Source organism: Phenylobacterium sp. VNQ135, assembly GCF_049445735.1.
Taxonomy (GTDB): Bacteria; Pseudomonadota; Alphaproteobacteria; order Caulobacterales; family Caulobacteraceae; genus Phenylobacterium.
Map to the genome: position 1 here is coordinate 496,399 of NZ_JBMSDS010000002.1, position 19,768 is coordinate 516,166.

Consider the following 19,768-nt stretch of genomic DNA (forward strand, 5'->3'; position numbering starts at 1 on the left):
GGTCCGGCGCCCCGAAGGGTCGGGCTAGCGGCCGGCGGACACGGGCCCCGCTGGCTTTGCCGCCACGCTCCGGCCCACGGTCGCGGGGCCATAGAACAGGCCGTTGAACAGGAACTTGTAGGTTCCGTGGGATTGGCCGCGCTGGGTGACCTCCGGCCCCATCAGGAAGACCTTGCCGCGGCCCAGCTCAGCTTCGACGATGGAACTCGTTCCGTCCAGCCGCTCCTGGCCCCAGGCCCAGCCGCTCAGCAAGGTGTCCTTGCCCGGGAAGGTGGCCACCGACCGCACGCCGGTCGCGCCCGGCTGAACCCGGAACGAGGGGCTGTTGTAGTAGTAGACCTTCACGTCGGCCGGCAGGCCGTAGGCGAGGGGGTCCGAACCGTCGACCTTGTTGGCCATGATCGCGCCCGGGACGAAGAACTTCGTGCGCGGCACATGGACCAGCTTGCCGTCGGGGCCGGGTTCCTCCAGCGCGTTCGTCACCGGAAGCTTCAGCGGCTCGGCGAGCGAGGTCGAGCTGCCGATGGCGATCAGCGTGCCGCCGGCGCGGACGAAACGATCCAGCTGCGGGGCGGTCTTCTCGGCGGTGATGTTCCCCAGCCACGGCCGGAACTCGGCTGGAATCTCCTCCGGCTTGGGCTGCGCCCGCATGCGGCCGCCGCTCTCCGGGACCACGTCGTCGGCGAACAGCAGCACGTCGAACTTCTGGTTCAGGCCGCCGGCGTCCAGCGTCTTGGGGTAGACGACGGTGTAAGGGAACTCGAACTGTTCGAAGATCCACCGGATCCAGCCCGACGGCATGACACCGCCGTAGGTGTCCACTAGGCCGATCTTCACAGGCTTGATCTTGAGCGTAGGCCCGGCCGGCGCAGCGCCTGTCGCATAGACGTCGACGCCGGAGTCCTTCGCGGCCGCCTCCAGGAGGGGGCGCACGCCCGGTCCGGCCGGAACCCAGAGGGCCCCCGGCGCGAAGCTCTTGCCTTCGACCGTGGCGGCGTCGGTCAGCCAGTAGACCGGCTTGCCCGCCTTCAGCAGGCGGTTCTGGATGATGAAGGCGTTGTTGATCTCGTGGCTGATCACGAAGCCCGCCGAACCGCCGCCGATCACCTTCCCGGCGGGCGCGGCGATCACGTCGGACAGCGGCTCCACGGGAGCATCGAAACCGTCCAGCACGCGGTCGAACTTCACGCCCATCTGATAGACGGGGGTGTAGCCCGCCACGTCGTAAGGCGGCACAGGCGGGCCGCCCGGATAGGCGAAGTCGTTCGGATGGTCCTGCGGCTCGAACATGTCGAGCACGGTCGCGCGATAGGCCTGTCCGGTCTTCACGACGAACGAGCCGGCCGGATAGCGCGTACCGCCCACCGTGAAGGGCTGGGTCGCCCGGCCCACGTCGACGCCGCCCTTGATCAGCATGTTCACGAACGCCACCGCCGTCGGCAGATCGGTCTGGTCAGCCGGGATCACATAGCCCCGCGGATCGCGTTGGGCCGGATCGCGCAGGTACTTGTCGAACAGCGCCGGGTTCACCGCGTCGGAACGGCGACCGTACTGCGGCTGGCCCTCGTACGCCGGGCCTGCCTTTGCGGCGGCCTCCAATGCGGCGATCTTCTTGGGTGTGACGGTCCAGCTGTCCTGCTCGCCCTTCTCGATCCCGTTCCTGCCCATGCGGTAGACGCCGTAGAGCAGGTTCTCGCGATTGCGCGTCGCGTAGTCGAGAACCGCGCGGTTCATCGAGACCGAGTAGTCGATCGACTGCTTGAACTTCCACGTCTTCTGCGGGGTCATCGGCAACGGCAAGTCGTTGCGGGCGATCTGGTTCTTCGGCACCAGCGGGATCGGCATCGGCGTCGGATGGCCGCTGATCTCCGTGAGGATGCCGATGGAATTGTGGAACAGCGCCGTCGAGCGGAGGGTCGCGTTGGTCCAGTTCGAGTAGGTGGCGACGCTGCGGCGTCCCGAACCCGGCTTGCCCTCGCGGATCAGGCGCTCGTTCATGAACGCCCCCACGCCATCGAGCCCGGTAATCACCAGGGGATCGAGGTTGTAGTTATAGGGATCGCGGAAGGGCGGGATGAAAACGATCATCCCCTCCGGGCCCGTCTGGTGGTGGTTATAGACGATCTGCGGAAACCACTCCCGGTACAACACCTTGTTGATATTGGTGTTTTCCGGCTGGTTCGACATGAAGAAGTCGCGGTTGTTATCGTGGCCGACATACTTCTGGTACAGCCGCGGGATGTGATTGAACTCCCGCTTCGTCACGTCCTTGTTCCGCATGTACCAGTCGGACACCAGCTGCATGCCGTCCGGATTCGCGGGCGTGAACAGGATGATGGCGTCGTTCAGGAACCGCAGCGTCTCCGGATCCTGGCCGCTCACCATCTCGTAGAGGGTCTGGGTCACCTGCTGGGCGCCCACGGTCTCGGTGGCATGCAGGCCGCCGTCGATCCAGACCACCGCCTTGCCCTCGGCGGCCAGCGCCTTGGCCTCGGCGTCGGTGAGCCCCTCCGCCTTCGCGAGGCGGCGCGAGATGTCCTTGTAGCGGGCGAGGTTCTTCAGGTTCTCCGGCGAGGAGACGATGGCCATCATCTGGTCGCGGCCCTCGGCGGTCTTGCCGATGGAGGTGAGCACCATCCGGTCGGACTGCGAGGCCAGCAGCTTCCAGTAGGTCTGGATCTGGGTGTAGTTCGCCAGGCTGTAGTCGTCGCCGATGTCGAAGCCGAACACCGCCTTCGGCGGCGAGACCTGCGCCGACGCCGGCGCGGCCTGCGGGCCCGCGAGCGCCAGCACGAAGCCGCAAGCGGCGCCCATAAGTCTCTTGCGCATATCCGTTCCCCGAGGCCGCGGCGCCCACATGGCGCTCGTCGCTCATCGGGGTAGACGCAGTCGAGACGCAGTCCGCCACCCGCACCGGCCCTTTCCGCCGGGCCGGCCGCAACAGTCATCGGGAGGAGGCAAGATCCTCAGGTCGGGGCCCTCGGGCTGCGAGGTGCGCCGCGCCTAACGCCGCGCTGCTCGCGGCGGATCGTCGGGCCTTACGGGACGCGGTTTCGTATCCGGGTCCGCTCGCATGGCCTGGACGCTTGGGTCACAGCCTGCGGTCCCCAGGTTGTCCCAGAGCGCCTGGACCATCGCCCACGCGCGGCGGTTCTCGGGGCTCTCGTCGGCCCAGCGTTCAGCAGCAAGCGCGTCGTCGAGCGTCGCTTGGGGCGACTGCAGCCGGGCGAACCACTCGGACGCGGCGGCGGCGGCCGCCTCGCTCGTCCTCCGGGTGGGTCGCGACGTGCGGATCATGGGACTCCAGGAGCCGGGTCATCAGGTGACGCATGGAACGGGTGACGTGCTTCTGGACGGCGCTGACGGAGATGTCGAGAAGCTCGGCGACCTCGCTATAGGACATTCCTTCCCAGCGCAGAAGCACCAGGATGCGCCGGCTGCGCTCCGGCAGTTCGCTCATCGCCTCGAGCGCGCTCTGCAGCTGTTCGCGGCCGAACAGGATGCGCTCTGGCGACATGTCGTCGGGCGGATGGTCCTGTTCCTGGAGTTCGCAGTGGTCCGAACGGCGCCGGACATGGTCGCGGCGGTAGCGGTCGCGCAACACGTTCCGGGCCACCCGGAAGACGTAGCATTCATAGTTCTCGATCTCGGCGACGCGGCGTCCGTGCATCCGGATCAGGACCTCCTGTATCAGGTCCTCCACGTCGTCGCCGTGGGCCTTGTGCCGGAAGAAGGCCTTGAGCGCGGGCATGAACGCGATCGCGTCCGTCCGCTCGGCCCCTGTCCGCATCATGTAGTCTGCACCCGAAATGGCCATCCCACCCCCACTTTTCAAATAAGCGGCCGACATAACGCTGACAGACGTCCGTTTATCTCCCGACTCGATTCTTTCTTATTCGGATAATTTTCGTGAAAATGCCCGGATATGAGCAGCGGCGCCTTGCTTTGTAACTTGCCAGACCGCCCATTATTACTTGAGCAAACCTAATCATCGCGCCGCCAGACCGGCGGCGCGGCGAACCTGACCTTCGCGTGAACCCGTCAGCTCGTCGGCTTGGCCCGATAGACCTCCTCGTCGAGTTCCTTCTCCCAGCGGGCCACCGTGACGGCGACGGCCAGGTCCGAGGTGCAGTTCGGCACGGTGCGCATCATGTCGAGGACGCGGTCGAAGGGCAGGATGAAGCCGACGACCAGGGCGGTCTGTTCGGCCGACAGCCCCAGGACCTGCAGCACGCCGGCCAGAAGGAACAGCGAAGCCGATGGGACGGGACCCGAACCCAGCGCGATGATCACCGTCGTCACCGCGATCAGGGCGTACTGCAGCGGCGTCACCTCGAGGCCGAAAGCCTGGGCCGCGAACATGCTGAGCAGGCCGACGTACATGGCGGTCCCGTCCATGCTGACGGAGACCCCGATCGGCAGGCTGGTCGAAGCCACCACCCGGCTCACGCCGAGGTTCTCCTCGGCGACGCGCATCACAACGGGAAGGCTGGCCGCGCTCGACGACGTCGAGAAGGCGACCACCACCGCATCGGCGATGTCCCGCAGGAAGGGGATCGACGGCAGCCGTCCCAGGAGACCGACGAGCAGTCCGCCGTGGATGAACAGCACCTGGATCGTGCAGCCCACGAGAACGCAAATCGCCAGAAGGAAGATGTGCACGAAGGCGCCGGGGCCGGTGACGCCGACCACCCAGGCGATCAGCGCGAAGACGCCGAAGGGCGCCACCTCCATCACCCCGCGGGTGAGGTTCTGCATGACCTCGGCCACGGCGCTGAACGCGTTGGCGATCGGTTTCCCCCGCTCGCCGGCCAGCAGCACCGAGATGCCGAACAGCATGGAGAAGAAGATGATCGACAGGATTTCGCCGTTCGCGAGCGCCGCCACCGGGTTCGTCGGGATGATCGCGAGGAACTGCTCGCCCAGGGAGACGGCGGGGCGCGCGATTGCGGGGTCGGCGTGCTGCCCGAGCTTGGCGCCCACGCCCGGCCGGATCAGGCTTCCCAGGGCAAGGCCGAGACAGGCGCCCGTCAGGGTGGTCACCAGGTAGAGGAAAATGGTCTTGGCGCCGATCCCGCCCAGTCGCCGCACGTCGGCGATCGACACGACGCCGGCGACGATGGTCGCGAACACCAGCGGCACGATCAGCATCCGGATCAGACGGATGAAGATGTCGCCGATCCACTTCAGCTGTTCGGCGTGTTCACCGAGCGCGAGCCCGGCCACGGCGCCCAGGGCCATGCCCAGGAAGACGCGCTTCCAGAGCACGATGCCGAACCAGCGGCGGAGAAGCGTGGGCCGCGTGGGGCGGGGCGGTTCCCTGGGCGTGGGGGCGTCGGGCGGGGCGTCGAGCGGCATCGGCTAAACGACCGTCGGAAAATAATGCACGGCCCACATCGCCGACGCCGCTTCACTATCGCTCAGGTTGTCAAGCTTAGATCTGCACGGATAGCAATCCGGCGCCAGGTGAAACTGTAGAGCCGCCACGACCGCCCCCGCGATACTTGCTGACCTGTGTTGGTAGACGCCAGCTTCCCCCCTGATCTTGTCAGGCGAAAAGCGATTTATTTCGACCGACTCATAACTGTTACGCATGAGACGTCCGGCCAAGGCCATGCGAAGCGCGCATGATCCATGGCTGTCTGCCCCTGAGACGCCTTCTGCCCGGGGCGTCTCGTCCGCCTCCCACGCCGTCGATGATGTGCGCATTTCGCGACCGCCCGCGTCTGCCCTGACGAGACCGCCCGTGAACGCCGGGCGGTACGAGCAGGGGATAACTAGATGCGTGCATCATCGGCCAATCGAGCACTGAAGCTCGCTCTTGTCGTGGGAGCCGCCGCGACGGCTCTGGCGACGGGCGCCCAGGCGCAGGAGAGCGCCGCCGACATCGAGGAACTGGTCGTCACCGCCACGCGGCGGGAGACGACGGTCCAGACCACGCCGATCGCCATCACGGCGCTTGGGGAGAACACGATCGAGAACCTGGGCGCCACGGGGCTCCAGGACGTCACGACGCTCGTACCCAGCCTCAAGATCGGCGGGGGCTCGGACGGCGGCGGCCGCATTACGCTGCGGGGCATCCAGGCCTCGGGCGAGGCCACGGTCGGCCTCTACTACGACGAGACGCCGCTCACCGGCCCCTCGGACACCAGCCAGAACTCCGGCGGCTCCTCCCAGGACGGCAACCTCTTCGACGTCGAGCGCATCGAGGTGCTGCGCGGTCCGCAGGGCACGCTCTACGGCTCGGGCTCGATGGGCGGCACGGTGCGGGTGATCTTCAACAAGGCCGACGTCCGGGACTATGAGGGTTCCGTCGACGTGATGGCGTCCACGATGCGGGAGGGCGACGCCGCCTACTACGCCAAGGGCGTCGTCAACGTGCCGATCATCGAGGACAAGCTGGGCGCGCGCGTCGTGGCCTACCAGGAGGTCCGCGGCGGCTTCATCGACAACGTCCGCTATGGCCATGAGAACATCAACGACCGCAAGATCCGCGGCGCCCGCCTGATGCTCTCCGCCTTCCCGACGGAAAACATCAGCTGGCATGGCATGTTCATGGCCCAGAAGACCACCGCCGACGGCGGCGGCTCGACCTGGTATCCGCTGCTTGGCGACGAGGAGTATTCGACCGACCGGTACGTGGTGCCGATCAACCGGGACGAGCTGACGCTCTATTCGAGCGACCTCGACTACGATCTCGGCTTCGCCACCGTGACCTGGGCGGCGGCCTACTATGAGTGGGATCAGCTGAACGCCAGCGACTACACCAACACCATGCGGTCGAACCGGAGCAGCAACACGAACTGCCGCAACTGGTTCACGATGTCTCTGGGCATTCCCACGACGACGTGCAACGCCGCCCAGCTCGCCCAGTTCGGCGCCTTCGCCGACAGCCTGATGCCCACCACGCTCTACAAGCCGGCCTGGGTGCACACGACGAACAGCGAACTGCGCATCAGCTCGAACGGCGACAACCGCCTAAACTGGACCTTCGGCGGCTTCATCGAGATGCGGAAGGACTACGTCGACTCCACCCTTGCGGTGGTGGACAAGAACACCGGCATCATCGCGGTCCCGCCGACGATCTTCTTCCACCGGGACATCACCACCGAAACCGACCAGACCGCCTTCTTCGGCGACGTCTCGTACGAGATCATCGACGGCCTGACCGCCAACGTCGGCCTGCGCCGCTTCAAGTACAAGAAGAAGACCTACGGCGAGACCGACATGCCGAACTGGGTGTCCGGCTCCCTGGTCGAGCCCTTCCGCGAGTTCAACGCCGACGCCTCCGGTTGGCTGAAGAAGTTCAGCCTGAACTACCAGATGAACTCTGACGTCCTGATCTACGCCACCGCGGCGCAGGGCTTCCGTCCGGGCGGAGCCAACAACACCCCGAACCTGGAAACGGCGCTCATCCCGTACGGTCCCGACAAGGTGTGGAACTACGAACTCGGTGTGAAGACGTCGTGGTTCGACCGCCGCCTGACCGTGAACGCCGCGCTGTTCCAGATCGACTGGGACGATATCCAGACATCGGCCCAGACGCTCAGCGGCTGCTGCTCCTTCATCGTCAACGCCGGCAAGGCCCAGATCCGCGGCGTCGAGCTCGAGTTCACGGCCCGCCCGATCACCGGCCTTCTGATCTCCGGAGGCGTCACCGTGGCGGACCCGGAGCTGAAGGAAGACCAGATCAACGCCAACATCCGGGACTCCACCTCGCTGGGCGACAAGGGTGACCAGATCCCGAACGTGTCGAAGTTCATGGCCTCGACCTCGGTCGAGTACACCTGGCCGATCTCGGACAGCTTCGGCGGGATGGTGCGGGCGGACTACAGCTACGTGGGCAAGTCCTACTCCCACTTCCGCCCGACCAACGTCTACTACGAGCAGCAGGGCGACTACGCCGTCGTGAACCTGCGCGCCGGGGTCGAGGGCGAGGACTGGGGCGCCTATCTCTTCGTCCGCAACGCCTTCGACATCTTCGGCGAGATCTCGGTCACTTCGAGCAGCGGCTCCGAGCAGCTCACCAGCTCGGTCCTGCCGCGGACGATCGGGGTCAACCTCCGCAAGTCGTTCTGATAGCCCCTTTTCAGGACGGCGGACTTCCCGGGCCCCTTCGCCGTGGGCCCGGATCCGGGAGCGAGCCGAGCCACGCCGGCTCGCTCCCTTTTTCCTCAAGATCCCTCAAGCGGGGGAGCCGGCGCCGCCCGGCTCCCTTTTTTTGTGCGAAGGGGGCTCTAGTCGGCCCCCCGGCTGGGGGCCTTGCGATAGTCCAGCGGCGGCTTCCGGTCGCCGGCCATCGAGCGGTAGGTGAAGTCCGCCCCGCGGCGCTGCTCCAGTTCCAGCTTGGCGGCGGCGATGGTTTCCGGGCTGCGGAAGAGGTCGGCCGCCGTCAGCGCCAGGGTCTTGGCGGCGACCACCGCCCCTTTCACGCCCAGGCTGGAGCCGCTGGCCGCCACCGCCTGCCAGCTGTGCGACGGCGTACCGGGCGCCCAGGTGGCGACCCGCAGGCCCACGGTGGGCGTCACCCAGCTGACGTCGCCGACATCGGTGGAGCCGAGGCCTTCTTCGCCGACCTTGTAGGGCGCCACTTCGGTCGCCGGCCTGGCCTTGGCCCCTGGCGGCAAGGTCGCGGTGATTCTCTCGGCGAAGGCGGTCTCCTCGGGCGTCCACTGCGGTCCGCCGACGCGGCGCAGGTTGGCGTCCATGACCTGCCCCAGGGCGTCGTTGGGCAGAAGCCCGTAGACCCCGTTCACCAGTTCGAACTCCACCTTTGTATCCGTCGCCAGCGCCGCCCCGTCGGCCGCGCGCTTCACGCGCTCCATGACCTCCCGGACGACCACCGGATCGATCTGGCGCACGTAGTAGTAGGTCTCGGCGAAGTCCGGGACCACGTTGGGGGCCGAGCCGCCGCTGGTGATGACGTTGTGGATCCGGGTGCGGTCCGGGATGTGTTCGCGCATGAAGCTGACGATCACGTCGTGGATCTCGGCGGCGTCCACCGCCGAGCGGCCACGCTCGGGCGCGCCGGCCGCGTGCGAGGCCTGGCCCCGCCAGCGGAACTTGCCGCTCTGGTTCGCCGAACTGACGCCCTGGCCCGCCGAGTTGGAGTCGCTGGCGTGCCAGTGCAGCGTCACGTCCACGTCCTGGAAGAGCCCGGCCCGGACCATGTAGACCTTTCCACCGCCGCTCTCCTCGGCGGGCGTGCCGTAGAAGCGGATTTCCCCCTTCACGTCGTTCTTCTGCATCCACGCCTTGATCGCCAGCGCCGCGCCCATCGAGCCCGCGCCGAACAGGTTGTGGCCGCAGGCGTGGCCTGCGGGCCCGCTCAGGGCCTTCCGCTCGGGAGAGGCCGCCTGGGCCATGCCCGGGAGGGCGTCGAATTCTCCGAGGATCGCGAGCACCGGACCCTCGCCGTTCCGGTAGCTGGCCACGAAGGCGGTCGGGATTTCGGCGACCCCGGCCTTCACCTGGAATCCCGCCTTGCGGAACTGGTCCTGCAGCAGCCTGGTGCTTCGTTCCTCGAGATAGCCCAGTTCCGCGAACTCCCAGATCTTCAGCGCGGTGTCCGAGATTTGCGGCGATAGGCGATCGACGGTCGCCACGATCTCCCCCTTCTGGGCGTCGGGGACCGGCGCGGCCGCCACGGTGGGCGGGGTCACGGCAAGCCCGGCGAGGGCGAGCGGCCCAACCGCGGCCGCCATCAGCATTCTTCGCATCTTCAGCTCCTCGGCTCGGAGGCGTGCGCCTCCGCGAAAGCGCCCGGACTCGCGCCCGGGACACGCCGCCGCGACGACGGTGGCAAACAGGTAGACGCGGGCGCCGCAGGAGACGGCACATCGCCGGACCTTCGCCGCCTCCGGCGCGCGATGGCTGGACAGACCATGAGCGTTGCTCCTGAACTAGCTTCAGGCGGTCTCCTTCCCGGGGGTTCGCACGCCATCCGACCTCATCCGGGCGGCCTTTCATGAGTGATGCGTATGACTCGTCAGATCCTGCTGCCTTCGGTGGGCGATCTCACCGCCTTCGAAGCCGCGGCCCGTCACGCCAGCTTCACCCGGGCGGCCGCCGAACTCCACCTGACCCAGAGCGCCATCAGCCGGGCTGTCCGGATGCTGGAGGACCGCATCGGCGTGACGCTCTTCGAGCGCGTCCGCCAGCGCGTCGTGCTGACGGCCGCCGGCAGCCTGTATCTGAAGGAGGTCCGTCGGATCCTTGCCCACCTGCGTGAGGCGACCCACGCGGTGATGTCCTATGCCGACGAAACGGCCACGCTGAACGTGGCCGTGCTGCCCACCTTCGCCACGCGCTGGCTGGTGCCCCGCCTGCCGAACTTCATGGCCGCGCATCCCGACGTGACCCTGAACCTCGCCGCGCGGCTGGAGCCGTTCGATTTCGGCCGCGAACCCTTCGACGCCGCCATCCACTACGGATCGCCCACCTGGGCCGCCTCGCGATGCCATCATCTCATGGACGAGGTGACGGTCGTCGTGGCCAGCCCCGAATACCGCGCCGCCCGAAAGCTCGTCCGTCCCATGGACCTGCAGCGCGCGACGCTCCTGCACCAGTCGACGCGTCCCAGGGCCTGGTCGGACTGGTGCGCGCTCGTCGACGTCGAACTCGAGGGCGTGAACCGCGGCCCGCGCTACGAGCAGTTCGCCATGATCGCCCAGGCCGCCGCCGCCGGTCTCGGCGCGGCGCTGCTGCCCCGGGTCCTGATCGAGGACGAACTCGCCGCCGGCCGTCTCGAGGTGCTCTTCGAGGAGGCGCTCACCGGGCCCAGCGCCTACTACTGGGTCGTTCCCGAGGAAAAGGCGGCCTCTCCCGCGCTCAGGGCGTTCACAGACTGGATCACGGCGCAGGCGGGCGCCTGAAAAACCGGCGCGACGTGATGCGCATCTGCCGCCGGGCTGCGTCTTAACCTGCAGAAGGGGGCGTCCGTGCATCGGAGCAGCCCTCGCACAGAGGAGACTCCGTCCATGCTCCGACCCGCGTTCGCCGCTATGGCGATCCTGCTCGCGGCGCCGGCGCCGGCCGCCGCCCACCATGGTTGGGGCACGTACGACGCCGGCAAGGCCGCCTCGCTCGAGGGCGTCGTCCAGATGGTGCGCTGGCGCAATCCGCACATCGAGGCTGACATCCGCAGCGGCGGCAAGGTGTGGACCGTCGTCCTGGGACCGGTGCCGCGGGTCGCCGCGCGGGGGCTCAGCACCGAACAGCTGAAGCCGGGCGCCGTGCTGCGCGTGACCGGCTATCCCCGCAAGGACGGTACGCCTGAGATCCGCGCGGAGCGGATATCGGTGGCCGGCAAGACGGTCGAGATGCGCTGACCGTGGCGCTACCCGAGGCCGTCTACGAATTCGCTGCTGCGATCGAGGCCACGCCGCTCGGCGTGGCGGCCCGCAGCGGCGGACCGCTTTATCCTGTGGCAAACCTGCTGCACCTGCTTGCGCTCACGCTGCTCATCGGCGGCATCGGCGTGGTCGATCTCCGCCTGCTGGGTTTCGCCCGGAGCCTTCCTCTGCCGGCGCTGTCGCGGTTCATGACGCGCTTCGCCGTGGCGGGGCTGATCCTGTTCGTCCTCACGGGGGCGGTGCTCTTCGCCTCGGACGCGGGGCCGCTGTCGCACTCGTCCGTGTTCCTGTGGAAGATGACGGGGCTTGCCCTGGGCCTGGTCAACGCCTTCGTCTTCAACCGCATCTACGAGGGCCGGCTCACCGACTGGGACGCCGCGCCGCCGCTCGCCGGTCGCCTGATGGCGGCGGGCTCCCTCCTCATCTGGCTGACGGTGGGAGCGCTCGGCCGCTTCATCGCCTACAGCGCGTGACCGATCGGATGGCCATGCACGCCCGTTCCCTTCGCCTGCCCGCATTCCTTGTCCTGCTGGCGGCCGCCGCCCTGACGGGACCGGCCGTGGCCGCGCCCGACGAGATCACGCTCTTCAGCGAGCCCGATTTCCAAGGACGGTCCTTCACCACGCGCGACGACCTCGAGGACGTGCCCGCCAAAGCGGGCTTCGCCCCGAGGAGCGCGAAGGTCACGGGGCACTGGGACATCTGCGGGGCCGTCGAGTTCACCAATCCCTGCACCGTGCTGCGGCGTGACACGCCGAACTTCGACTACGTCCCTGAGAAGGTCGGCGCTCCGACGTTCGAGGTGATGTCGCTGTTCGCCACCTATCGCGGCGTAGACCAGCCGGCCGCCGCAGGGCCGCCGATGCTCGAACTCTATGAGCGCGCCGAATTCATGGGGGCGCGGGTCACCGTCACGGAGGCGACCGCGACCCTCCAGGCGCCCGGACTCGCGGGGCGGCCGCTCAGCGCCCATGTGACGGGACGCTGGCAGCTCTGCGAGGGCGTCGGGTTCACGGGCCGCTGCGCCATCGTCGAGGGCGAGCACCTGCGCTTCTCGGACGCGGAGCTGCCGGCCGCGGTCCGTTCCGCTAGGCCTGCTCCCTGAAGAGGCCGACGAAGTCGACCGCGCCGATCGGCGCTTCCGAGAACACGTTCTGGACGCCGCCAGCGAGCTCGCGGACGAGGTCGGGCGTATAGGCGCGGTAGGATTCGAGATTGGCCCGTCCCAGGCCATGCTCGCCGCTGAAGCTGCCGCCAAACTGACCGACGGCGAGCTCGTAGACACATGTCCGAAGCGCCTTGAGGCCGGCATCCGGCAGCCCCGGCCGGGGCGCCACCAGGTTGAAATGGACGCCGCCGTCGCCGATGTGGCCGAAATCGCAGATCTCGACGGCGGGGAACTGGCGGCCGAGCCGGTCGAGGGCCGCGTCGCGGAAGGCCGGCAGGTCCGAGCGCCGGAACGCCAGATCGAAGCCGATGACCTGCCCCTTGGCCCGGAGGCCTTCGGAAATGGCATGGCGGATCGCCCAGAGCGGTTCCGGCGCGCCCACCAGGACGTCGATCGCGTCGGCCTCCGCCGTTTCGAGCCAGGCGGCGAGGATCGCCTCCAGCACTTGGCCCAGCGGCGCGTCGCCTCCTTGCGGCGACCGCGCGGTGCTGAGTTCGACGAGGACCGCATAGGGCGGTGGGCCGCCGGGGAACGGATTGCGCAGGGCCGGCGCGTGGGCAAGCGCTGCGGCGAAGGCCGCGCGGGACATGCCCTCGAAGGCGGTGAGCAGTTCGCCGGCCTCGCGTTCCATGAACTGCAGCAGCGGCAAGGCGGCGTCGGGGTTGGCCAGGGCGATCAGGGCGGCGGCCGTCTGCCGGGGCCGCGGATGCACCTCGACCTCCACCTCGGTGATGACGCCGAGCGCGCCGCAACTGCCGACGAACAACTGCCGCAGGTCGAGCCCGGTGTTGTCCTTGCGGAGCCCGCCCTTCAGCTCGACGACCGAGCCCTGCCGGTCCGGCAGCACCACCTGCAGGCCGAGCACGTGGCGGCGCATGTCGCCGTAGCGGATGAACCGCGCGCCCCCGGTGTTCGTGGCGGCCATGCCCCCCAGCGTCGGATCCGCGCCCAGGTCGATCGGCAGGAACAGGCCGTGCGGTTCGAGCGCCTGGTTGAGGGCGGACAGCCGCACGCCGGCGCCCACGCGCGCGGTGCGGTTCGCCGGGTCAACCCGAAGCGGCGTCCGCAGACGCTCCAGGCTCAGCACCACCTGGGTCCCGCTGCCGTCGGCGGTGGATCCGGCGACCAGGCCGGTGTTGGCGCCCTGCGGCACCAGGCGCACGCCGCGGCTGACGCAGTAGCCCATCACCTTGGATACGCCGTCGACGGTCCGAGGCCGCACCACCGCGGCGGCCCGGCCGGCCTCATAACGCGCCGGCGCGTCGTAGGACGCCAGGTCCTCTTGCGCCGTCAGGACGTCCTCCGGCTCCAGGAGGCCTTGGAGGTCGGCGGTCAGGCGCTCCAGGTTCATGGTCAGCCGGCGGCCGCTGCGGCCTCGGTCATCTTGAAGATGCCCTGCGCGTTGGAACTGTCGAAGGCCAGGTCCAGCCGGGTCCGGCCGGTGGACTCGTCGACCATCGGAAGGCGAGTGATGAACTCGTAGAAGGACCCCGGGACGACGCGGCTCACCACGCGGTCGCCGCTCCGGAAGTCGCGGGTCACCTGTGCGGCGCGGAACGCCGTCTGGCGGACCCGGCCGGAACCGGACACCTCCACCGCTTCCTTCATCGGACGCCCCAGCGCCTTCTGTCGTTGCGCCAGGGCCTCAACGTCGGCGACGCGGTCGGTGGCGTGGTTGAAGGCGTTCCCCTCGGTCGCGATCCACGCCATCTCGGCGGACTCGGCGAGGAGGGTCTCATAGTCGGCGAGCTCGGGGATCTCGTGCTGTCGATCGAAGCAGGCGGCGAGCACCGGCAGGGCGGCCGCGGCGGCCGCGAAATCCACCCGGCCCTCGCTCTCGAAGCGCGCCAGAGTGGCCTTCGCCTGGGGCGAAAGAGGATCTCCGGAACTGCGGGTCACCGACAGCGCCGCCGCCGCGAAGCCGGCCGAGAAGCGGTCGACGTGCAGTTCGCTGACGAAGAACTGTGCGATGTCCTCGGGGAAGTCCGCCTGGGCGTAGGAGCGACCGGTCATCTTCAGGCGCTCCAGCGGATACAGCCCGCTCGGCCGGTAGCCGAGCGGACGCAGCACGCGCAGCAAGGCTTCCTCGCCCGACGGCAGCGCGCCCATACCGTTCAGCACCACGGTGCGCACCGCGCCATGATCGTGAAGCACCTTCTGGCCGTCGCGCTGACAATCCGCGGCGTACTCCGCCGCCGCTGGCACGCGGTCGAGCAGGTCGCTGAACAGGACCATGTTGAGCGCCTGCGCCATGACGGCCCGCGAAACTTCGGACGCGCCGGAAAGGTCAGGGTGGATGACCAGCAGCGAGAACATCTGCTCGGTCCGCTCCGGCCCGAGGATCGATTGCACCAGCCGCCGCAACTGCATCTTCAACACCCCCTGCCGCCTCGTGCGGCGGCCCAGCGATGCGATGACGGGGCTGGACTGGAAAGCGATAAGTTCTCAGGAAATCATGAGCTTCCCGAATGATGCTCGTCGCCGCTATTCGCCGAGCGTCTCCTCCGCCCGCGGCTCCTGGCCCGGATTGTAGCGCGGCTTGGGTTGCGGCAGCAGGAAGAAGGCGACGCTGGCAAGGCCGATGGTCACCCCCGCGAGGGGCGCAATCATCGTGATGGGCACCGCGCCGATCTGGATCAGGGCGGCGAGGCCGTAGCGCCGAGTCATCTGCCGCAGGAAGTCCGCCGCCAGCCGCTTGTCCATCACGCGGCGGCCCGGCAAGCCGTAGAACCATTTCGCCATCCAGGCGCAGGCCGTCAGAGCGAGGCTGATCGCGAGGGTGATGGAGGCGGTCCGCTCGAACTCCGTGCCGAGATGGAAGCACCAGACGCGAATGGGATACGGAACGACGACGATCGCCAACAGGAAGACGAGGTTGAGCACGCTGAACCAATGATCGCTCTTGGCGTAGATGCGTCCGGAGTAGTGATGCTGAACCCAGTACGCGCCGATCACGAGGTAGCAGAGGAGGAGGGCGAGATGCTCACGCCACTGCTCGGCCATCGCCTTGAGCAGGTCCGTGTAGCCTTGCGGCCCTTCTGGCGAGCCGGGAACCTTGATCTCGACGATCAGCAGGGTCAGCGCGATCGCGAAGACGGCGTCGCTGAACCCCTCGAAGCGGCTTAGGCCCCGTTCGGCGCCATGGGTGCTCGTATCGCCGCGTGCCCTCATGGGCGGGAAACAGATGCCGCCCGCGCAAGTTTCGGACTCGCTCAAAAGGTGGAATCTGGACGTCCCGTCGGTCCCCGCGGACTTCGGGCGTCAGGCCAATGCGACCGCCGCGGCGGTCGATCCAGGAGCGGAGGGCGTTGGTGGGAACGAGAGGCCCCGGCTGAGGGTGTGACGATCCTCGGGCCGGGGCGGTAGGTCTCGTGCCAGCGACTGGAGAGCCGACGCGGGGTTGATGGTCCCGCGCGCCACATACGCTGTGCGGCGCGCTCGCGCGGCCCGAGCCGACCGCGATCAACGGCCCTAGCCTAGCATTGCTGTGGATATCGGCCAATGGGATCGTCAGGCCGCAATGACGCAGGCCCGGAATGGGCCTCATCCCGGCGTCCAGGAGGCACGGCCCTGACGCTCTCCTCGTCAGGGCCGCACTCAGCCAGCCGCCGCGCGCGGGTTGGGCTCGGGAACGCGCGCTCCGTTTGACTGCTGCGCCGCTCCCGGCGCATCCGATCACGACCGACGACCTGGTCACGAAGTCGAAGGTCGCGGGGAAGACGGCGCCGGGCGCGCCCATCCCTAGGTCGCACGAGGGAATTTTTTCTAGAACGCGGCGAACAGAGTCGCGCCCACGGTGATCGGCCTCTGCGGCGTGATCTGGCGGGCCTGGGCGGCGGTGAATGGGTTGCCGAACGAGAAGGTGTCGCGGAAGGAATCCAGCGTGTTGGTGACGAACAGCTGGGCGCCGCGGCCGTCCCGGCTGATCTCGCCCAGCACGCGCGTGTGGACGAAGCCGCCGGTGCGCGGCAGGCGCGGATCGAACGACACCCGCGACAGACCGACGTAGATGGCTTGGCCGACAACGCGCATGGTCCAGTCGCCGAATACCGGCCGTTCGTAGCCGAGCAGGGCGCCGCCCGAGATCGGCGGGGCGCCGGGAAGATTGTCAGCCAGCACCGGGATGAACTCGGGATTGGCGTTGTTCGTGCGCGTCCGCGACACGCGCCCGTTCAGCTGCGCGAGCAAGCCGTTGTCGGCGCGGAAGGCGATCTCGGCCTCGAGGCCCAGAATGTGCGCGTCCCCGGCGTTGGTGGTGTAGGGCAGCCCCGACTCCAGGAACTGGTCGGTCTGGATGCCCTTCCAGATGTCGTAATAAACCGCCGAACTCAGCGAGAGGCGCCGTTCGAAGCGCTCGAGCTTCAAGCCGACCTCGTAGTTGCGCAGGCGGTCCGACGCGAAGCTCTCACGCGTCTCGACGACGGGAAAGGCGCCGCCGGTGTTGACGCCGCCCGGACGGAAGCCCTCGCTGATCACCGCGTAGACCAGGTCGCCGTTGTCGAACTGGTGCTGCAGCGAAATCTTCGGCGAGAAGCCGGTGAAGTGGTTGCTGCGGTCCAGGCTGTGAGGCTGGAACCGCTCGGAGGTGACCTCGGAGCGGATGCGGCGGTTGATGTCGTACAGCCGTCCGCCGAGGGCGAGGGTCCAGCCCGGCGCAGGTTCGTAGGAGAGCTCGGCGTAGCCAGCCAGCTCGCGGATCATCTCGTGCCGCAGCTCGGAGTAGACGGCCAGGTTCGGCAGGCCCGGTCGCTGGGCGAGCAGCTCGCTCGGAGAGCTAAGCCGCGCCTCCGAGGCATAGAGCCCGACCAGCCATTCCAGATTCGATGCGCCGCGCGAGGTCAGGAAGATGTCCTGCACCAGCATCTTGGCCCGGGTGCGCTCCGAATAGGCCGAGGTCTCGGCGACGTCGGTGTAGCTCTCCTGGACGGGGGTGGCGTCGAAGAAGCTGCCGTAGGCGTGCCGCACGAAGCCGGTGGCGGACGTCAGCTCCGAGCCGCCCCAGGAATACCGCACGGTCCCGGCGGCCAGTTCGATGTCGTTGACGTGCGGCTCGGGGATCAGCACCGCCCGTTTGCGGCCGATTCCGCGGATCGTGTAGTGCGTATCCTCCGAGCGCAGCCGCTGGGCCGCACCGGTCAGGGTGATCGACAGCGCGTCCTTCGGCTGGGCCAGGAACGTCAGCCTGCCGCCCTGCCGCTCGGTCCGGTCGACGTTGTTGCGGTGCTGGACGATGTCGTCGAGGTAGCCGCCCTCGACCTCCCGATAGGCCGAAAGCCGCAGGCCGGCGGTGTCGCCCCAGAGCGGCACGTTGACGTAGCCTTCCAGGGCGCCGCTGGGGCCGCCGCCTCGCGTCGTCGCGCCGGTGGCCCGCGCCTCCGCCGACCATTGGCCGAGGTCGGGCTTGCGCGTGACGATCCGGTAGACGCCGCTCATGGCGCCGGCCCCGTAGAGCGCGCCCTGGGGCCCGCGCGCCACCTCGACCCGCTCGACGTCTACCAGGCGGAAGTCGGGGTCGGGGGCGTTGTAGTTGACTGGAATGTCGTCGAGATAGGTCGCCACCGTCGAGCGCGCCCGTCCGGTGAAGACGCCGTCCGCCAGGCCGCGCAGCAGAAGCTTGTTCCGCCCCGGACCGAGGTTGGTGGTGAGGACGCCCGCCATCTGCGCGGCGGCGTCGCCGGGATCGCTCGCGCCGGTCTCGTACAGCCGCCGGCGCGGGATCGCCGTGATCCCCACCGCTAGCTCGCGCGGATCGCGCACGCGCTTGGTGGCGGTCACCAGCAGTTCGCCGACGGTGGTTGGCGGCGGCGGCGCTGCGCGGACCGCTTCGACCTGGCGGAGCGGCGAGATCTCCACCGCCCCCGCGGCGATCATCCGCCAGTTGCACGGCGCGCCCGCCAGCAGCCGGGAGAGCGCCTCTTCGACGTTCATGGCGCCCACGACCGGGCTTCGCGAGACGCCTTGGCAGGCGGCCGCGCCCACCAGGGTGACGTTGGCCTGCTGCGCGAGATCGAGAAGGGCTTCGGGATATGGCTGCGGCTGAATCCGGAAACGGACGCGTGAGGGAGCCGCGGCCGCGGGGTCGCCGCCGGCCAACGCCATCGCGACACACGCGATGGCGGCTCCCAAATCCCGCCGCCTTTGGATGGTCAGCTCCGTCTCGACCCGGATCGTCCGTACGGGAGCCCGGCCTCGGCTATTTCCGAAGCAGCATCAGCCCCCGTTCGGAAGGTACTGATCTTACGGGGAGCATCAAGGCAAGACGCGTCGCCACCGAGGCCTGATCGTCGAGCACGATCACGCCGGTCACCGGCATTCGGGCAAGCGCGGGATCGCTCACCTCGATCTGCTCGACGAACTGCCGGTTGAGGTCGGCCACGACCTCGGCCAGCGGCTCCCCTCGGTAGACAAGGCGACCGGCGCGCCAGTTCAGCGCCTCCTGCGGATCGACGGCGCTCAGCTGCGCCACGCCCGTCCGGGCGATCGCAAGCCGCTGGCCGGGGGTGAGCACGAAGGCCTCACCGGTCTTGGATGAGGCGACGGGACGCACCTGGACCCGGCCGCGCGCCACGGTCACGGTCACGTCGCCGCTGCGGTTGCGGACGTCGAACTGGGTGCCCAGCACCCGCACCGCCCGTCCGGACGCCTCGACGGTGAACGGCCGCGCTGCGTCGTGCGCGACGTCGAACACCGCCTGGCCGTCGCCCAGCTCCACCTGCCGCTCACGGCGGGCGAAGCGCACGGTCAGCCGGGTCTCGGCGTTGAGGTCCACGACCGAGCCGTCGGCGAGGGTCACCCGCCGATGCTGGCCCTTGGCGGTGGCGTAGGTCTGAACGGTGGGCCGGTCGAGCACCGTCGGCAGCACCGCCACGGCCGTCAGACCCGCGGCGATGGCGACGCCGCCGCCGACCAGCCAGCGGCGGGTGGGCGCGGGACGCCGCGCACTGCGGCGGGCCTCGGCGGCAAGCTCGTCCAGCACCGCATCCGCGCAGCCGTCGAACGCCTGCCAGGCGGCCAGCGCCGCGCCATAGGCGTCCCGATGCTGAGGGGACTCGGCGAGCCAGGCGTCGAAGGCCAGGCCGTCCGCCTCGCCGACGTCCTGACGCTGCAGGCGCGCGAGCCAAGCGCTGGCCTGCGCCATCACCTCCTCGTTTCGCGTCGCAATGCTGGTCATGGGCTCGCCTGTGCCTGCGCGGAGTGCGCCGGACAGCACAAGAGACGGCGCCGGAACGGCCCACCCCTAGGTCCG

The 19,768-nt window shown here is 68.7% G+C and carries 15 protein-coding genes; 5 read left to right on the top strand and 10 right to left on the bottom strand.

Going from position 1 to position 19,768, the window contains the following annotated elements; translation table 11 throughout:
• Positions 1-24: 24 nt before the first annotated feature.
• The 4 genes from ACO2Q0_RS08265 to ACO2Q0_RS08280 form a co-directional block, all read right to left on the bottom strand.
• Entirely contained in the window at positions 25-2,829 is a 2,805-nt protein-coding gene (locus tag ACO2Q0_RS08265; RefSeq protein WP_423351017.1) for a M14 family metallopeptidase, read from the bottom strand.
• Between the two features lie 174 nt (positions 2,830-3,003).
• Positions 3,004-3,297 carry a FecR/PupR family sigma factor regulator gene (locus ACO2Q0_RS08270; protein ID WP_423351018.1) on the bottom strand — a complete coding sequence of 98 codons (294 nt, stop codon included), beginning with the start codon at positions 3,295-3,297 and terminating at the stop codon, positions 3,004-3,006.
• Complete coding sequence (locus tag ACO2Q0_RS08275; RefSeq protein ID WP_423351019.1) at positions 3,179-3,850, bottom strand: RNA polymerase sigma factor; 672 nt, start codon at positions 3,848-3,850, stop codon at positions 3,179-3,181. The genes ACO2Q0_RS08270 and ACO2Q0_RS08275 overlap by 119 nt, the downstream gene beginning before the upstream one ends.
• A 191-nt stretch (positions 3,851-4,041) precedes the next feature.
• Positions 4,042-5,358: a dicarboxylate/amino acid:cation symporter gene (locus ACO2Q0_RS08280; RefSeq protein ID WP_423351020.1), complete on the bottom strand. Its 1,317-nt coding sequence runs from the start codon at positions 5,356-5,358 to the stop codon at positions 4,042-4,044.
• A 423-nt stretch (positions 5,359-5,781) separates the two neighbouring features.
• Here ACO2Q0_RS08280 and ACO2Q0_RS08285 point away from each other — a divergent pair, with 423 nt between their 5' ends.
• A complete protein-coding gene (locus tag ACO2Q0_RS08285) occupies positions 5,782-8,079 on the top strand; it encodes a TonB-dependent receptor (protein WP_423351021.1) in 2,298 nt (765 codons plus the stop codon).
• A gap of 158 nt (positions 8,080-8,237) precedes the next feature.
• On the opposite strand, the gene ACO2Q0_RS08290 is transcribed toward ACO2Q0_RS08285, so the two are convergent.
• Complete coding sequence (locus tag ACO2Q0_RS08290; protein WP_423351022.1) at positions 8,238-9,719, bottom strand: amidohydrolase; 1,482 nt, start codon at positions 9,717-9,719, stop codon at positions 8,238-8,240.
• A 261-nt stretch (positions 9,720-9,980) separates the two neighbouring features.
• Here ACO2Q0_RS08290 and gcvA point away from each other — a divergent pair, with 261 nt between their 5' ends.
• The 4 genes from gcvA to ACO2Q0_RS08310 all read left to right on the top strand — a co-directional run bounded on the left by gcvA (position 9,981) and on the right by ACO2Q0_RS08310 (position 12,459).
• On the top strand, positions 9,981-10,874 hold the full coding sequence (gene gcvA / locus ACO2Q0_RS08295; protein WP_423351023.1) for a transcriptional regulator GcvA: 894 nt from the start codon (positions 9,981-9,983) through the stop codon (positions 10,872-10,874).
• A gap of 105 nt (positions 10,875-10,979) precedes the next feature.
• Positions 10,980-11,330 carry a DUF6152 family protein gene (locus tag ACO2Q0_RS08300; RefSeq protein ID WP_423351024.1) on the top strand — a complete coding sequence of 117 codons (351 nt, stop codon included), beginning with the start codon at positions 10,980-10,982 and terminating at the stop codon, positions 11,328-11,330.
• 2 nt (positions 11,331-11,332) lie between these two features.
• Positions 11,333-11,827: a DUF6644 family protein gene (locus ACO2Q0_RS08305; RefSeq protein ID WP_423351025.1), complete on the top strand. Its 495-nt coding sequence runs from the start codon at positions 11,333-11,335 to the stop codon at positions 11,825-11,827.
• 14 nt (positions 11,828-11,841) lie between these two features.
• Positions 11,842-12,459 carry a beta/gamma crystallin-related protein gene (locus tag ACO2Q0_RS08310; RefSeq protein ID WP_423351026.1) on the top strand — a complete coding sequence of 206 codons (618 nt, stop codon included), beginning with the start codon at positions 11,842-11,844 and terminating at the stop codon, positions 12,457-12,459.
• On the opposite strand, the gene ACO2Q0_RS08315 is transcribed toward ACO2Q0_RS08310, so the two are convergent.
• The 5 genes from ACO2Q0_RS08315 to ACO2Q0_RS08335 form a co-directional block, all read right to left on the bottom strand.
• A complete protein-coding gene (locus ACO2Q0_RS08315; RefSeq protein WP_423351027.1) occupies positions 12,443-13,873 on the bottom strand; it encodes an FAD-binding oxidoreductase in 1,431 nt (476 codons plus the stop codon). The two genes, ACO2Q0_RS08310 and ACO2Q0_RS08315, sit on opposite strands and share 17 nt — an antisense overlap.
• A gap of 2 nt (positions 13,874-13,875) precedes the next feature.
• Positions 13,876-14,892: a 2-oxoadipate dioxygenase/decarboxylase family protein gene (locus ACO2Q0_RS08320; protein WP_423351587.1), complete on the bottom strand. Its 1,017-nt coding sequence runs from the start codon at positions 14,890-14,892 to the stop codon at positions 13,876-13,878.
• A 114-nt stretch (positions 14,893-15,006) separates the two neighbouring features.
• Positions 15,007-15,693, bottom strand: coding sequence for a TMEM175 family protein (locus ACO2Q0_RS08325; RefSeq protein ID WP_423351028.1), 687 nt, complete (start codon positions 15,691-15,693; stop codon positions 15,007-15,009).
• A gap of 594 nt (positions 15,694-16,287) precedes the next feature.
• Positions 16,288-18,621 carry a TonB-dependent receptor gene (locus ACO2Q0_RS08330; protein ID WP_423351029.1) on the bottom strand — a complete coding sequence of 778 codons (2,334 nt, stop codon included), beginning with the start codon at positions 18,619-18,621 and terminating at the stop codon, positions 16,288-16,290.
• A 94-nt stretch (positions 18,622-18,715) separates the two neighbouring features.
• On the bottom strand, positions 18,716-19,693 hold the full coding sequence (locus ACO2Q0_RS08335; protein ID WP_423351030.1) for a FecR family protein: 978 nt from the start codon (positions 19,691-19,693) through the stop codon (positions 18,716-18,718).
• Positions 19,694-19,768 lie beyond the last annotated feature (75 nt).

What these genes read in the sequence shown, in the direction of transcription:
- ACO2Q0_RS08290 (WP_423351022.1), bottom strand. Translation starts at nt 9,719, where the DNA reads ATGCGAAGAATGCTGATGGCGGCCGCGGTTGGGCCGCTCGCCCTCGCC.
- ACO2Q0_RS08275 (WP_423351019.1), bottom strand. Translation starts at nt 3,850, where the DNA reads ATGTCGGCCGCTTATTTGAAAAGTGGGGGTGGGATGGCCATTTCGGGT.
- ACO2Q0_RS08300 (WP_423351024.1), top strand. Translation starts at nt 10,980, where the DNA reads ATGCTCCGACCCGCGTTCGCCGCTATGGCGATCCTGCTCGCGGCGCCG.
- ACO2Q0_RS08325 (WP_423351028.1), bottom strand. Translation starts at nt 15,693, where the DNA reads ATGAGGGCACGCGGCGATACGAGCACCCATGGCGCCGAACGGGGCCTA.
- ACO2Q0_RS08265 (WP_423351017.1), bottom strand. Translation starts at nt 2,829, where the DNA reads ATGCGCAAGAGACTTATGGGCGCCGCTTGCGGCTTCGTGCTGGCGCTC.
- ACO2Q0_RS08310 (WP_423351026.1), top strand. Translation starts at nt 11,842, where the DNA reads ATGCACGCCCGTTCCCTTCGCCTGCCCGCATTCCTTGTCCTGCTGGCG.
- gcvA (WP_423351023.1), top strand. Translation starts at nt 9,981, where the DNA reads ATGACTCGTCAGATCCTGCTGCCTTCGGTGGGCGATCTCACCGCCTTC.
- ACO2Q0_RS08315 (WP_423351027.1), bottom strand. Translation starts at nt 13,873, where the DNA reads ATGAACCTGGAGCGCCTGACCGCCGACCTCCAAGGCCTCCTGGAGCCG.
- ACO2Q0_RS08285 (WP_423351021.1), top strand. Translation starts at nt 5,782, where the DNA reads ATGCGTGCATCATCGGCCAATCGAGCACTGAAGCTCGCTCTTGTCGTG.
- ACO2Q0_RS08335 (WP_423351030.1), bottom strand. Translation starts at nt 19,693, where the DNA reads ATGACCAGCATTGCGACGCGAAACGAGGAGGTGATGGCGCAGGCCAGC.
- ACO2Q0_RS08270 (WP_423351018.1), bottom strand. Translation starts at nt 3,297, where the DNA reads ATGATCCGCACGTCGCGACCCACCCGGAGGACGAGCGAGGCGGCCGCC.
- ACO2Q0_RS08330 (WP_423351029.1), bottom strand. Translation starts at nt 18,621, where the DNA reads ATGGCGTTGGCCGGCGGCGACCCCGCGGCCGCGGCTCCCTCACGCGTC.
- ACO2Q0_RS08280 (WP_423351020.1), bottom strand. Translation starts at nt 5,358, where the DNA reads ATGCCGCTCGACGCCCCGCCCGACGCCCCCACGCCCAGGGAACCGCCC.
- ACO2Q0_RS08320 (WP_423351587.1), bottom strand. Translation starts at nt 14,892, where the DNA reads ATGCAGTTGCGGCGGCTGGTGCAATCGATCCTCGGGCCGGAGCGGACC.